Origin of the sequence: Endozoicomonas sp. ONNA2, from assembly GCF_024606365.1 — a bacterium.
In the GTDB taxonomy this organism is placed as follows: Bacteria; Pseudomonadota; Gammaproteobacteria; order Pseudomonadales; family Endozoicomonadaceae; genus Endozoicomonas.
In genome coordinates, this window is record NZ_JAHHPO010000330.1 from 1 (window position 1) to 14,839 (window position 14,839).

The 14,839-nt window shown below is 47.0% G+C and carries 12 protein-coding genes; 3 read left to right on the forward strand and 9 right to left on the reverse strand.

The annotated features are described in order from the left end of the window. Positions 1–178 precede the first annotated feature (178 nt). Together serS and crcB are read right to left on the reverse strand one after the other, a co-directional pair. Positions 179–1,474, reverse strand: coding sequence for a serine--tRNA ligase (gene serS, locus KDK14_RS05960; protein WP_257264100.1), 1,296 nt, complete (start codon positions 1,472–1,474; stop codon positions 179–181). A gap of 141 nt (positions 1,475–1,615) precedes the next feature. Next, on the reverse strand, positions 1,616–2,017 hold the full coding sequence (gene crcB, locus KDK14_RS05965) for a fluoride efflux transporter CrcB (protein WP_257264101.1): 402 nt from the start codon (positions 2,015–2,017) through the stop codon (positions 1,616–1,618). A gap of 191 nt (positions 2,018–2,208) precedes the next feature. Between crcB and KDK14_RS05970 the strand changes: the two genes are divergently transcribed. Continuing rightward, on the forward strand, positions 2,209–3,342 hold the full coding sequence (locus KDK14_RS05970; protein ID WP_257264102.1) for a hypothetical protein: 1,134 nt from the start codon (positions 2,209–2,211) through the stop codon (positions 3,340–3,342). Between the two features lie 264 nt (positions 3,343–3,606). On the opposite strand, the gene KDK14_RS05975 is transcribed toward KDK14_RS05970, so the two are convergent. The 3 genes from KDK14_RS05975 to KDK14_RS05985 are packed head-to-tail and all read right to left on the reverse strand — an operon-like array spanning position 3,607 to position 8,067. Then, positions 3,607–4,932 (reverse strand): replication-associated recombination protein A, encoded by a 1,326-nt coding sequence (locus KDK14_RS05975; RefSeq protein ID WP_257264103.1) that lies wholly within the window; start codon positions 4,930–4,932, stop codon positions 3,607–3,609. Further along, on the reverse strand, positions 4,929–5,648 hold the full coding sequence (gene lolA / locus KDK14_RS05980) for an outer membrane lipoprotein chaperone LolA (protein ID WP_257264104.1): 720 nt from the start codon (positions 5,646–5,648) through the stop codon (positions 4,929–4,931). Before lolA ends, KDK14_RS05975 begins: the two co-directional genes overlap by 4 nt. A 22-nt stretch (positions 5,649–5,670) precedes the next feature. Further along, a complete protein-coding gene (locus KDK14_RS05985; protein WP_306671475.1) occupies positions 5,671–8,067 on the reverse strand; it encodes a DNA translocase FtsK in 2,397 nt (798 codons plus the stop codon). A 160-nt stretch (positions 8,068–8,227) separates the two neighbouring features. On the opposite strand from KDK14_RS05985, the gene KDK14_RS05990 reads away from it, so the two are divergent. After that, entirely contained in the window at positions 8,228–9,481 is a 1,254-nt protein-coding gene (locus tag KDK14_RS05990; protein WP_257264105.1) for an RNA ligase family protein, read from the forward strand. A 565-nt stretch (positions 9,482–10,046) separates the two neighbouring features. Here KDK14_RS05990 and KDK14_RS05995 read toward each other — a convergent pair. The 4 genes from KDK14_RS05995 to hppD form a co-directional block, all read right to left on the reverse strand. Beyond that, positions 10,047–10,964 carry a DUF4892 domain-containing protein gene (locus tag KDK14_RS05995; protein WP_257264106.1) on the reverse strand — a complete coding sequence of 306 codons (918 nt, stop codon included), beginning with the start codon at positions 10,962–10,964 and terminating at the stop codon, positions 10,047–10,049. Between the two features lie 41 nt (positions 10,965–11,005). Continuing rightward, positions 11,006–11,863: an alpha/beta fold hydrolase gene (locus KDK14_RS06000; protein WP_257264107.1), complete on the reverse strand. Its 858-nt coding sequence runs from the start codon at positions 11,861–11,863 to the stop codon at positions 11,006–11,008. 90 nt (positions 11,864–11,953) lie between these two features. Next, the gene (gene phhA / locus KDK14_RS06005; protein WP_373691037.1) at positions 11,954–12,787 is read right to left on the reverse strand and encodes a phenylalanine 4-monooxygenase; all 834 of its coding nucleotides are present in this window, start codon (positions 12,785–12,787) and stop codon (positions 11,954–11,956) included. Positions 12,788–12,902: 115 nt separating this feature from the next. After that, positions 12,903–13,982, reverse strand: a complete 1,080-nt coding sequence (gene hppD, locus KDK14_RS06010) for a 4-hydroxyphenylpyruvate dioxygenase (protein ID WP_257264109.1) — start codon at positions 13,980–13,982, stop codon at positions 12,903–12,905. A 116-nt stretch (positions 13,983–14,098) separates the two neighbouring features. On the opposite strand from hppD, the gene KDK14_RS06015 reads away from it, so the two are divergent. Then, complete coding sequence (locus KDK14_RS06015; RefSeq protein WP_257264110.1) at positions 14,099–14,341, forward strand: hypothetical protein; 243 nt, start codon at positions 14,099–14,101, stop codon at positions 14,339–14,341. Positions 14,342–14,839 lie beyond the last annotated feature (498 nt).

Consider the following 14,839-nt stretch of genomic DNA (forward strand, 5'->3'; position numbering starts at 1 on the left):
CGACCGGCTTCCGAAGGTTTCAACGTCTTCTGAAGTTACGGATTCAGGTATAAAGGCACAAAGGCCACAAAGGAAAAGCTCTTCTTTGTCGTGGAAAATATTTTGCTTAACCATTTTTCATCCCTGAGGGTGACGCAAAATATTTTCACGCCCAGCGGCCCCGCCTTCGATAAAGTATTCACTCTGTTGAGAGAATACTGATCCCTCCCATATAGCTCTGAAGCACTTCGGGGATATGGATACGCCCATCTCTATCCTGGTAGTTTTCCAGTACCGCCACCAAAGTACGACCCACGGCAAGGCCGGAACCATTTAGAGTATGGACCAGCTCCGGTTTGCCTGATTCATTGCGGAAACGCGCCTTCATACGCCGTGCCTGGAAATCCACGCAATTGCTAACGGAAGAAATTTCCCGGTACTGATTCTGAGCTGGCAGCCAGACTTCAAGATCATAGGTCTTGGCGGCCCCAAAGCCCATATCACCACCGCATAGTGCCACCACGCGATATGGCAACCCCAGCTTCTGAAGAATGGCTTCGGCATGCCCAGTCATCTCTTCCAGGGCATCGCCGGATTTGTCAGGGTGGACGATTTGTACCATCTCGACCTTTTCGAACTGGTGTTGACGGATCAGGCCACGGGTATCACGACCATAACTGCCCGCTTCGCTGCGAAAACAGGCAGTATGAGCAGTCAGGCGAATAGGCAGCTGCTCAGCCTCAACAATCTGTTCACGCACCAGATTGGTCAGGGTAACTTCTGCCGTGGGAATCAGGAAAAACTGCTTCTGGTCAGAACCGGTGTCATCATCACAGGCCGTCTTGAACAGGTCCGCACCAAATTTTGGCAGCTGGCCGGTGCCATATAGCGCTTTATCATGGACCAGCAGCGGAGTGTTGACTTCTTCGTAGCCGTGCTCAGTGGTCTGAACATCAAGCATAAACTGAGCCAATGCCCGGTGCAGGCGGGCAATTTTGCCCCGCAGCATGACAAATCGGGAGCCGGAAATATGGGCAGCTGCTTCAAAATCCAGGCCAAGCGCTTCACCCAGATCAACGTGATCCCTGACATCAAAGGCAAACTTCCGGGGCTCACCCCAGGTACGGACCAGGACATTGTCGTTCTCATCTTTACCTTCCGGTACAGAGTCGTCCGGCAGATTAGGCACTTCCAATAGCAGATTATTTAATTCTTCCTGCAATTCGGCCAGGGTTTGCTCATGTTCCCTGAGTTCGGCATTGACCTGATCCATGCGTGCTTTCAGCACCGAAACATCACCGCCCCGGGCTTTGATCTGGCCAAATTCTCTGGAACCCGACTTCCGTTCGCTCTGCAGCTGCTCAGTTTTAACCTGAAGCGACTTGCGACGCTCTTCCAGCGAAACCAGACGCTCAACATCCAGTTGGTAGTGTTTCTTCAACAGCTGTGCTGCCACAGTTTCAGGGGCGCTGCGAACGATCTTGGGGTCTAGCATATTCCTACCAAATTGACTGATTAGACAATGTTTTTCCTTATCCGGGCCAGAGGATTCAAGAGTTTACTATCCTCGTTACGGATGACCCGTTGATCATACACCATGCCCCTGAGACATTCGATAAAGATGATATGAGAACGGTTAACCGTTCAGGATCGCCCGGATGCCCTGATATCCCAACCAGGTGCCAACCAGAGACAGAATAACACTGGCCAGCATATAGACAATTGCCTCAACCAGGCGGTCCGATTGAACAAGCCGGAAGATATCCAGTGAGAAAGTAGAAAAGGTGGTTAATGCGCCCAGCAAACCTACGGTGGCAAAATCTTTCCATATTGGAGGAAGCAGACTGTTCTCTACCAGACAGTACCAGCCAATCCCGAGAAGAAACGAACCGATAATGTTCACCGTTAATGTTGGCAGTGGGAACCACTGATCATGCCCGGATTTGGCATACCACTCATAAACCAGTGAACGCGCCAATGCCCCAAGGGCTCCTCCGCCTGCTACAGCGAGATAGTTCAACAAGTGTGGGTATTGCATCTGTGCTTCCTTTAAGATGAAAGATACAGACAGTTGAAAGATAAAAATTTTAACAAGCAAAGAGTACTGATTATTTTAAAACCTCAGCCAAGCTAAAAACTCAATTTAGATGGAACTTTTTTCCAAATCTGGACTCAGACTGACCTGATTGTGTCTACTACCTTTAAAAAACTGGTTTTCGGAAAGGTTTTATGATAGTTACAACCGATGTAAGTCACATGGGACTTGTTGCAAGCTCAGATGAGAAGACTGGCTCTGGAAGAAGCGCAGGAAAATCCATTTTTTCAAAATCAGTATCAATACCGCCAAACTCTACTCCCATCAACCTGATATTTTCGACCAGAGATTCAACAGGACTCCCCGGAGACAGGTTAAATGAAAGAGTGGCTATGAGTCTTAGAAATGATTCTATGGTACTTGCACCTGATTACTTACGAGCTGTTAATAAACTGGCATCGACTCTTCAAGCACAGTTTGATGCCAATGAACTGACTTCAGGTTTTCCTGTCAGAGAGCTTTACAGATTATTTATTGATAAAAAGGATTGGCAGTCTGAACGTGTTTTTTTTGCTTATGAAAATGAGCCAGGCTATACAAGAGCTATGTTAACTGTGTTTGTTGAATTAAAAAATATTTTTGCAGATGGCGTTTTGAATTCAGAAAAAATAACAAAAATTCATGACCTTTCTATTCAGGATGTTTGTAGTAAAAAAGGCGGGCCTATACCCAATGGTGACAACGTATATGGTTCAGTAAATCTCTATTTCAACGAAACCGGGCTTGCAAACTGTACCAGTAATGGCTTCAGGGAAATAGTAGAGTTAGTGAACGACAAAGATGGTATTAAAATTACTAACTATAAGCCCATGTATGATGATACTGATAATGAAATTCCCGGAGAGATTGATTCCCCACATTTTGAGTACTACGAAATAGGTAAATGTATCAACATAGCGCGTATATATCACAGCATACCTTCAAACAGGAAAAATATAAAAATCTATTGCAATAAATACAACAAACAAATTTGCGATATTAAAAATACCGTAAAATCGGAAGCGGTATTACGGCAGCACGTTATAACCTCAATAGCTGAAGTATGTCGAAATATTCAGGTTACTCACCCATTTGAAGATGGTAATGCAAGGTCGTTTGGTTGTCTGTTAGTTAATGGATTGTTGATGACCGAAGGCATGTCACCGGCAATCATACCAGATGCCAATGTTTTTGATGGTCATTCAGTTGATGAACTTGTTGAGATAATTAAAGAAGGCCAGCAACAGTTCCAGAGTTTGAGATTAACTAAAATTAGTAAAGGTTGTTAAAGACAATTTTATTACGGATCAACCTACGCAACCATTTAATCAGGTATTAAAAGCTTCAATAAGATCAGCAATGGATGTTAGATACACCTCATAATCTGATCATCCAGCACAGCAAAAATTAGAGATCTACCAGAAACCATAAAAGTGGGTTGAAAATCAATTGGAGCGACAAAGTTTTACGCAATATTCAGGTTTAGCTTGATAAACAAAAAAGTTGTTTTTTGTGCATTGTATTATACAATATATGATTGGATAATATAAAAACTAACTATTTTTAGCACTCTCTTCATCAAGACGTCTGAGCCAGGCAAGTTTTTCCTTGATCTTAATCTCCAGCCCGCGATCATTCGGCTGATAATAGTTCGGAACGTCCATCTCTTGGGGAAAGTAACGCTCCCCTGCAGCATAGGCATTGGGTTCATCATGAGCATAGCGATAGCCATCACCATAACCAAGACTCCCCATTAATTGGGTCGGTGCATTGCGCAGATGATGAGGCACCTCAGAGGATGGATTACTTTTCACATCGTTCAATGCCGCTTTCCAGGCTTTATAAACCGCATTACTTTTTGGGGCGCAGGCGCAATAGACCGTTGCATGGGCCATGGCCAAAAGTCCTTCCGGAGCCCCTAACCGCTCAAATGCCTGCCAGGCATTAATGGCGATTTCCAGCGCTCTTGGGTCTGCATTGCCAATATCCTCACTGGCAATCGCCACCAGCCGACGAATCACGTAAAGAGGGTCCCCTCCCCCATCGACAATTCGAGCCGCCCAGTACAGTGCCGCATCCGGATTGGAACCACGAACAGACTTATGAAAGGCTGAAATGGTATCGTAAAATGCATCACCGCCTTTATCGAAACGGCGCCCTGTATCGGCAAGAATGGCCTGAACCGCCTCACAGGTGATAACACCGTTCTCAGCCAGATCCGATGCCACTTCCAGAGTGTTGAGCGCCTTGCGGCCGTCGCCGTCAGCATAGCGAATCAGAATATCCCTGGCACTCTTCTCCAGCCGGATTCCCTTACCGCCCAGTCCTCTTTCTTCTTTAATTAAAGCCCGGTCAACCAGTTGGCCGATCGCCTCAGCATCCAGTGCCTTGAGCACATAGACCCTGGCCCTGGAGAGCAAGGCATTATTCAGTTCAAAGGAAGGATTTTCAGTGGTGGCCCCGATAAATATAACGGTGCCATCTTCTATGTGTGGCAGGAATGCATCCTGTTGAGACTTGTTAAACCGATGAACTTCATCGACAAACAGTACGGTTTTCCGTTGCTGAAAGCGCTGTTCATCCTTTGCCCTTGCTACCGCTTCCCGTATTTCTTTAACTCCGCAAAGCACGGCCGACAGAGTTGCAAAATAAGCGTTGGTTTTCGTTGCAATCAGTCTTGCCAGCGTCGTCTTGCCAACGCCCGGCGGACCCCAGAAAATCATGGAATGAAGCATACCCTGTTCCAGTGCTTCGCGCAGGGGCTTGCCTCTGGCAAGAATATGTTCCTGGCCCAGATATTCATCGAGGACTGCAGGGCGCATCCTTGCCGCCAGAGGTTCATAGCGAGCACAAAAAGGGGCATCAAAGAGTGAGGTCATACCCTGCTCTCATCAATAACATCAAAACCGGCCTTTTCTAATTTCTTCAGGTCCGGTTCAAACAGTTTATTGTCTAGCGGTTGATTGAGATTCACCCGGGTAAAGTCAATTCGCCGCTTGCCGCCGAGCGCGTCGACCATACTGATGGCCGAAATCTGATCTCTGGAAAAATGGATTTCCAACATTTCAAAAAGATCCGACGCTTTGAGAGGTCTCAGGGTGTAAACCACCTCAGGACCATAGTTCATACGAGTCACCGTATACTCTGTGAGAAACTCACTGGCATCACCACTGAGCAGCTGTATGGCCGCAGGTCCTGACTGATTGTCCTGCTTTTTTATCACTACCTGCTTAAAATCAGGGTCGAGTATCCAGAGTTTGCCACTGTTGGCAATGATCTCCTGGTTAAACGGTGAAGTGATATTCCAGCGGAACTGATTTGGCCTTTTAAGTTGCATACTCCCTTTCTCGACCTTGGGTTGACCGCTTTTATCAAGGGTATTTTGGGAGAAATTGGCACTGACGGTATTCATGGCCTGCAGCTTGTTAGCCAGGGCCTGAGCGGCTTGCTTATCATGTTTGATACTGGCGGGCGTGCTGCTTTCAGCCCGGGTGAACTGGGATGTATGCGCCGGTTTCTGCGCGGTAGACCAAACCGGGATACTGACAGAAAAAACCAGTGATAAAACAACAAATAATCGCGCTTTCTTGAACATATACAGGATCTTGTGCGGCTAACTAATGCTTGATCGGTGGTGGCGCAATGACTTCCCGGTTGCCGTTATTCAATGCCGGGCTGACAACACCTGCTGCCTCCATCGCTTCAATCATTCGGGCTGCACGGTTATAACCTATTTTCAGCTGTCGTTGCACCGAAGAGATCGACGCCCGGCGGGACTCGGTAACAAAAGCCACGGCCTCATCATAAAGAGGATCCTGCTCACTGTCATCCAGCCCACCGGAAAATGCGCTGCCTTCAGAGCTGTCGCTCACACCATTGAGAATCTCATCAACAAAATCCGGCGTTCCCCGTCGCTGCCAGTCGGCAACCACCCGATGCACTTCATCATCAGCAACGAAAGCCCCATGAATACGCACCGGAACGCTGGTGCCCGGGGGTAGATAAAGCATGTCCCCATGGCCAAGCAACTGCTCAGCGCCGCCCTGGTCGATAATGGTTCGCGAGTCAATCTTACTGGACACCTGAAAACTGATGCGCGTGGGCACGTTGGCCTTGATCAGACCGGTAATAACATCCACCGATGGCCGTTGTGTGGCCAGAATCAGATGAATACCGGCCGCCCGGGCCTTTTGGGCAATACGGGCAATCAGTTCTTCAACCTTTTTGCCCACAATCATCATCATGTCGGCAAATTCATCAACCACCACGACAATAAAGGGCAACGTACCTAACTCTGGCGCCACATCTTCTGCTGACACGGGCTGATAGAAGGGATCCCTGTGGGGCTCACCCTGATCCAGGGCCTCTTTCACCTTGCGGTTATAACCAGCAATGTTTCGAACACCCAGATGGGCCATTAGCTTGTAACGACGCTCCATTTCTGCAACACACCAGCGCAGGGCATTGGCCGCCTCTTTCATGTCCGTTACCACCGGTGCCAGCAGATGGGGAATGCCATCATAGATAGACAACTCGAGCATTTTCGGGTCAATCATGATCAACCGGACATCTTCCGGGCTGGACTTGAACAACATGGACAAGATCATGGCATTGATACCGACCGACTTGCCGGAACCCGTAGTACCGGCAACCAGAAGGTGCGGCATTTTAGCCAGATCAACAATCACTGGCTGACCGGAAATATCATGCCCCAGGGCAAGGCTGACTGGCGACTGCGCGTTACCAAACGCCCCGGATGAAATGATTTCACTGTAGAAAACCGTTTCACGGTCATCATTGGGAATCTCAATCCCCATCACCGACTTTCCGGGAATCACTTCCACCACCCGAACACTGACCACCGCCAGAGAGCGAGCCAGATCACTGGCCAGATTGGTAATTTTACTGGCCTTGGTACCAGGAGCCGGTTGAATCTCAAAACGGGTTATGACCGGTCCGGGATGGACGGCGACCACTTCCACATCGACACTGAAGTCTTTTAACTTCAGTTCCAGTAACCGGGACATGGCATCCAGCGACTCAGGACTCATGGCCTTGCCGGAGGGGCGGGCTTCATCAAGCAATGAGGCCGTAGGTAAACTACCCAGCGGGATATGCTCCACCAGAGGAGGTGTTTTATCCCTTGCAGTAGTGGCAATAACCGGCCCTGGTTTATCGGCCCTCTTCTCAACCAGCGGTGGCAGGGAGTCTTCCTGCAGCTTTAATGCAGGCTCCCGCTTTTTGAACTGATCGCTTTGCCCGGACTGACTCTGCCTTCTGGCTGCCAACTTTTCTTGCAGCGCTAAATAAAGCGCAATCAGCTTTTTTTTGCCGTAAGCGGCAAAGCGCAAGCTCCAAAAACCGACTCTGTCCATCAGACGGAACCAGGAAAGATCGGTATAAAGCGTCACGCCGAGGAGAAACAACGCCATCAACAGCAGGGTGCTGCCGGTGACATTAAAGGCTGGCAAGAACAGCTGAATAAGCAGCTCGCCTGCAATACCGCCGCTGGACGAAGGGATCTGCGCATGCAAACCATGATAGTGAAGGGCAGCCAGGGCAGCCCCTGAAGCAATGGTCAGAATAAATCCCATACTGCGAATCAACCATAACCAGACATTCCGTTTATCAGGTTCATGTCGATAGCGAAAGACCCTGATCGCCTTGATCACCAGAACAACCGGCACCATCCAGGCCAGAAACCCGAAAAGGTTTAACAGCAAATCCGCAGACCACGCCCCGATTCTGCCCGCACTGTTGGCAATAGCCTTGGCCGGGCCAACATGAGACCAGCCGGGATCGAACTTATCATAACTGCCCAGTGCCAGCGCCAGAAAAGCGGCCAGTACCAGCCAGCCAAACATGATCCCCTCACGCACTCGTGATGAGAGCGTTGCTGTCACTGTTTCACTGCGGGTTGATCGCTTTCGTTGTTCAGGCTCTTCAGACTGCCCTTTCATGGGCTGATGGCTCTTATCCGGCTGATGGCTCTTTTTGCTAACCGATTCTGCCATTCGGTTCCCTGAGATTACTGACTTTAAATTCAGTTCAGAATACCGGATGAGACTCAAGAATTCATTATCTCTTGGTGGCTGATTGTCAACTACCTGCTAAAATATTTCAGGTGTTGAATTTCATTAATAATAACAGGTCATCAATTACAGGAGACAATCTGTGGAGCATTACGCAACATCAACACTGCCAACAAATTCTGTGTCAATACCGCCATTATCCACCGATGAGGATGGCGCAGCTGCGTCCCTGGCAGGGCTTGAAGGTCAGTTTTCCGGTCTTTCAGTAAAACCGGTTGTACCATCCCCTATCGGTCCCGGTTCTTCGGCAGCAAATGAGGCCAGCCGCTTTCCTGAAGACCTCGACATCAATGCCAGGGGGCTGGAAAAAAGAGAGATAAAAATGGAGTTTATACCTTTTAAGTCCATAGAAACGTGGAGTAACAAGCGGTACATCGATAGAAGGTTTAGGCATGAACCCAAGTTGAAAGATGCCCTTTATGCGGTCACAGAAAAAATCGACGGTGCTAATTTCAGCGTTATAATCGAACGTGCACCGAAGCAGTTTCGCTATTTCTCAAGAAATCGGGAGATTCAGGCAGAAAAACCTTTCTTTGGCGCCCCTGAGGAATTAAAAATATACCAGGAAGACTTCAAAAAAATACAGAATGCACTAGGAACAATGAAATGTCAGTCACTCACAGTAAGAGGAGAGTTATATGGTCTTGGCATCAATAATCGGATAGCTTATGGCGATAAAAAACAATTTGCCCCCTTCATCATTGAGAAAGATGGTAAGCCAGAAACATACCATCAGTTTCGTGGCTTCATGGCAGACATGCAGTTTACCCATTTAAAACCTGTGCCCGTGCTAGCTGATAATGTGTCCTTTGAGGAGGCTTTGGCATTTAATCCGGAAAACTTGGTTACCCGCGCCCGAATGAACACAAAAACCCCGTCATCACAAGCTGCAACAGCTTCAGCAGAGCCGACTGTGCATGACTGTATTGAAGGCGTTGTCATCCAGCCTTGTGATTCAGATGGTGAACCTTTTTTATTGAAAAAGAGAGCGAAGCAATACCTCGAAATAGAAAAAAAAGGACCTCGACTAGGCAAGAACGTTCAATCAGATAAAAAAACAGACGCCAATTCCTTCTCTGGTTTTTCGAATTATGTGACAGAAAATCGGCTTATCAATGTTATCTCCAATATTGGAGAATTAACTCCAGAGGGAAACTTGGGTGACTATATCAATCAAACCATTAAAGACGCTAAAATAGATTATTGCAAGAATAACCCTGAGGTAACAATGGAAGACCGATTGCCCAAAAAGGAAAATCAATTGGCAAGGCAAAAAATAGTCAGCTTATTGCAGATTAAATACCCTGAATGCTTTACAAAAAAACACGCTAAATAAATTTAAGCACCAGGAGGCTGTCCGAGAATAGTGCCCGTAGCGAAATTGAGGATAAAAATTTCTGATTCTGAGGATAATACCCTTAAGGCCGCAAGTAGCGGGGTTATTTGACGAAAAAGCAGGATTTTTTTAAACCAATTTATCGCAACCGCTCTACTGCATGGATAACTCAGGAGCAGTTGCAGGCAGTCTATTCACTTACAGCCTCTTAGGAAGCGTTAAAACCCATACCGATACCACCGCTGTCATTCCCGCGAAGGCCCAGAAAAGAAGGAGAACCATAAAGAAGAGCTTTTCTTTTCCTTTGTGTCTTTGTGTCTTTGTGCCTTTGTGGTTCAAGGCTTTTATACTTTTTGTGACGGTCTCCAATCTAAAGAAACAAAAAACCGGTCACAAGGGACCGGTTTAATATTATTGTTATTGCCTGTCTCATTTTATCTGGCCTTTGTATCTCCCCCTGGACGCAAAAGATTTTTTATGGAGAAAATCTCCTTCGATTTTCCCCCTTCAGGCGTAATCTATAATACCTAAAGTTTTTTTTGGTACATTGATCTGCAGCAATATTTTAATTTAAAGGTACAATTTCAAGCCAGAAAAATGGCGTTGCCCCCGGGTCCGTTGCATGATCATCAGTGCCAATGGAAATACTGAACCGTAGCCGTGATTCGCTGATCCCCTGCTCATTTAAATACTGGACTATATTTTCTTGCAGTACTTCCATTTTGTTCTGCCAGGCATCCAGCTCTGCCAGGGTATCGGGTGCTGTGCTGTGAATGACAAGCAGTGCATTCATTGATGAGTCAACGTTCATGTTTGCTACAAACGCGTTCAGGTCAACACTTTTTTCAATCCCGGAGATATCGGATGTAAGCCTCAGTATATTGTTGCCAGTATGTTGTTCTGTTGCACTGTCCATCTCATAGTCATAGGGCTTAAATATATCCACCAGGGTATAAATACGACCATTCCCGCGTCTGACTGAGTAGACCGCATAGAAAGTGCTCATCTTTTTCCCGATATAAAATGCTTGTTCTTTATCTTGGCCATAGAGCTTGGAAATATCAAAGATATCGTTAGCCCAGAAATTACTGGCACCACAGGAAAAACTGCGACATTCGAACAGCGTTTCAACGCCCTGGGTACGCAACAAACTGACATAAAACTTATAGCCCTGGTTACTACTTTGGCCCGGGGGCAAATAGTAAAGATTCCTGACCAGATGTCCGTCAAGCCACTGAGCACCGTTAGAGGTAACAACGCCGTTGACCCGTTTCATCCGATTGGTAATGATCGGATGATTTTGACGGCTCTCATCAAGGGAAAGCTCTACCCTTGCATTAGGATAGGCTGGAAGCCCCGAGGCGTAAGTCAAAGGAAGATCGACCAGGCCAAGCAGAGAACTGATTATTACGCAGGCAGTGGTTAAATAGCACGATTGAAGAGTCTTTGGCAGACACGGGATATCAGCAACTATTTTATTCATGAGATACAATCCAGGGCTTCCCCCATCGACCTTTCAGATTATCATAATTTGCTGCCCAAGACAGAGTTTACTATATCAGCAACAGCTTCCACCTGACCATCCATGTGGAGGTGATGGTTGCCACTCATTGAGTGAAAATGAATATTTGCAAGTTGCTCACGATACTGGTTAACAATATCCCCGATTGGACTACTGTCAACGTAGACCATATGGGCAGGGCACGTTATCTGTCTGGGAAATGCCAGGGCCTGTTCAAGGGAAAAGCGGGCAGGAGACCCTTGCTTTAACCGGGGGTCAACCGTCCACATCCAGTCATCGCCATCCTGAATAATAGCGCGGTCCACCAGTAGTTCTGAAGATTGTATGGAAATTTTGAACTGACCCATTGCCCTGGCCCGAACGGCCTGTTGCCTGGATCGATAGCGGGTCACTGGCAGTAGATCAGCAGGTGTTCTGCGTTGATTGATATAGTCCGCCAGAGCTTTCGGGGCATTTTCAGGATTTCTTGGCCAGGGGAAAAGCCCGTCAATAGCTACCAGCCCGATAACCTGATCTTTCAGAACAGACCCCGTTGCCATAGCACTGACCACACCACCCATGGAATGACCCAGCAAACCAAAGCGTTCAAGTGCCAATGACTCAGCAATATAAACCAGATCTTCAACATAGTGCCAAACATCATAACTGAACCAGGCCGGGCGATGCTCAGAAAGACCGTGGCCAGCCTGATCCACGGCGATCAACCTGATACCCTCTAACCTTGCAGCCATGGGGGTGAAACTGGCAGCATTATCGAGCCAGCCATGAAGTGCGATCACCGGACAACCCCTGGGGTCTCCCCACTCCAACGCAGCAAATGTTAAATGCGGTGTTTGAATGTTCAGCTCCCTTGGCTGCATTTTATACTCCTTTTATATGATTGGATAATATAAAAAATATAACTATTATCCGGCTAAGTTATGCCATCGCGAAATAGCAGAATACTCAACTCACGTAGCGCCCTCTTCAGGCTTTGGCTCAAACATAGGGGAAAGCAAAGGCATCGCCATCGCCTGATGGACCAGGGCCATAATATCCATTTCACCAAGGCGATGAAGAACCTCAATATCGTCCAGTACATAATACAATGGCTGCAAAATATCGATCCGGTAGGGTGTCCTGAGTGCCGTCAGTGGATCAAAGGTGGTTCTGACGGGAACATCACTCTCCAGGGCGTAGGTCGTTTCACCATAGCTGGAGAGGATTCCACCACCATAAATACGTAACCCCTGCGAGGTATTCAATAAGCCAAACTCAACAGTCATCCAATAAAGCCTGGCAAGGTAAACCCGCTCTTCTTTGCTGGCAGCCAGACCGAGCCTGCCATAGGTTTCTGTAAAGTCAGCAAACTCCTGATTGGTCAGCAACGGACAGTGACCAAATATTTCATGAAAAATATCCGGCTCCTGAAGATAATCCAGCTCATCCCTGACGCGGATAAAGGTGGCAACAGGAAATTGTTTGTCAGCCAACAGCTTAAAAAATCGATCAAAGGAGATCAGCGCAGGTACCCTGGCAACCCCCCAGCCGGTTTTATCGTTAAGCACACGGCTTATTTCATCCAGTTGTGGAATCCGCTCTGCGGGCATGGCCAGTTCATCAATGCCGTTCATGTATTCATTACAAGCCCGGCCTTTCAGTAACTCAATCTGTCGGTGATACAAAATACTCCAGGTTTCATGCTCCTCTTCTGTATATTCAATAAAGCCTGACTCATCAGGCTTTTTTGCCTGATAATTGGATGACTTCATAAATACTCTCCCCGACCTCGCTGCCGTGGCAATAAATTACCCACTTTGCCTGATTGAAGATTCATTTCCTGAAATGCCATAACCCATCAGCAATGATGCTGTATGAACCAGACAGGTTTATCATTAGCCAGTTAGCCCGGATAGAAAGCTACAACACCCCTCTTCTCATCTGATCCCGTTCCATACTTTCAAAAAGCGCGGTAAAGTTGCCTTCGCCAAACCCTTCATCACCCTTGCGCTGAATGATCTCAAAGAAAATCGGGCCAATGGCGGTTTCAGTGAAAATCTGTAACAGCAACCCACCGTCCTCTGTAGGTGCCCCATCCATAAGAATGGCATTGGCCTTGAGCTTATCAACATCCTCATGATGCCAGGGCAGTCTCTTGGCTAGCATTTCATAATAGGTGTCAGGTGGTGGTGTCAGAAACGCAGTGCCATTGGCACGCATCTCTGGTACGGATTGATAGATGTCTTCAGAGTACAAGGCAATATGCTGAATACCCTCACCATTATACTGATGCAGAAACTCTTCAATCTGGCTCTTGTCATCAGATGACTCATTGATCGGAATTCTTATCTTCCCACAGGGGCTGGTCATTGCCTTGGATTTCAACCCGGTCAACTTGCCTTCAATGTCAAAATAACGAATCTCACGAAAGTTAAAGATTTCCTCGTAGTAAGATGCCCACTTAGCCATATTTCCCCGCTGAACATTGTGGGTAAGATGATCGATAAAGGTCAGGCCGACACCTTCAGGTTGCTGATCAACACCCTCGATTGGAACGAAGTCCACATCATAGATTGAACCTTTATCACCATATCGGTCAACCAGATAAATCAAGCTGCCACCAATGCCGACAATGGATGGGATATTCAGCTCCATGGAACCGCTCTGGGTTGGTCCTGGCTCACAGCCCAGTTCAAGCGCCCTCTCATAGGCAAGGGCCGCATCTTCTACCCGAATGGCAAAGGCACAGGCACAGGGACCGTGTTCACGGGCAAATTTCTGGGCAAATGAGTCAGGCTCGCCATTGACGATGAAGTTGATCCCCCCCTGGCGATATAACGTTACCTCTTTGGATCGGTGGCGTGCTACCGGAACAAATCCAAACTGTTTGAAGAGGCTGTCCAATGCTAGCGGATCAAGCGCAGCGTATTCAACAAATTCGAACCCATCGGTTCCCATAGGGTTGGTGTTGGTAATCTTGGATATTTTGTTCGTTGTCATGCCTTGTCCTCTATTACTTTTCAGCCATAGTATAGAAAATTATACGATCGGCCTGGTACACAAGCCTTGCGATCTACAACCTCCTCAAGCAAGATAATACAGAAAGTCTGCATCAGATGAATAGGGGGAGTCACCAAACCGGGCTCACACTACCGGATTCAACCAGTCAGGTCTCCCATTTTACGGGGTTCTTGTCAATAGATTCGGTAAAAGTGCTGACTGACTGCCCAAAGTCACTGCTGGAAGAAGATTATCCTGTCACAGCGAACTATCAGTCTGCGTACCCTGCATTGGAATTAGAGGATTTGATGGAAGGCCCCTTCGTCGACCTGCCACTGCTCTGGAGTACTGAGGTGTAGTTATTCTTATTGTTGCTGGTCTCACAGACAAAAATAATGAACAAATTGTGTAAAGAATGAGCTTTCCCGGATGCCGAGGTCTATATATGTAATTGAATTATAGATCAATTCAATGACAAATCCGATTTAACTCCCGAATGCTGTCTCCGGATTTTCCTGTCTACAGGAGTTTATAGAAGTATCCTTCCAGCCAACCCCGGCTTCAGGTTCACACTTTTGCTGGCGAGGATACTCAGTGCAACTACTGAATACGGCCAATTCTGGAAATTTAAATCGGCAGTAAAAAATCAGGATTGATCCGGTTCTTCATACCCACTCAATGGTTTAACAATGATTCCTTGGGGGTGGGGCTAAATAGTTACTCGGAACTTACAGATATTTCAATACTTCGAACACTTTTTCTCGAAAATATCCTGTGATGTGTAAATCAGCAAATATTATACTAGATACCAATATTTGCTGATTCAAATACTTCATGAACGACATAGTACAGAATGC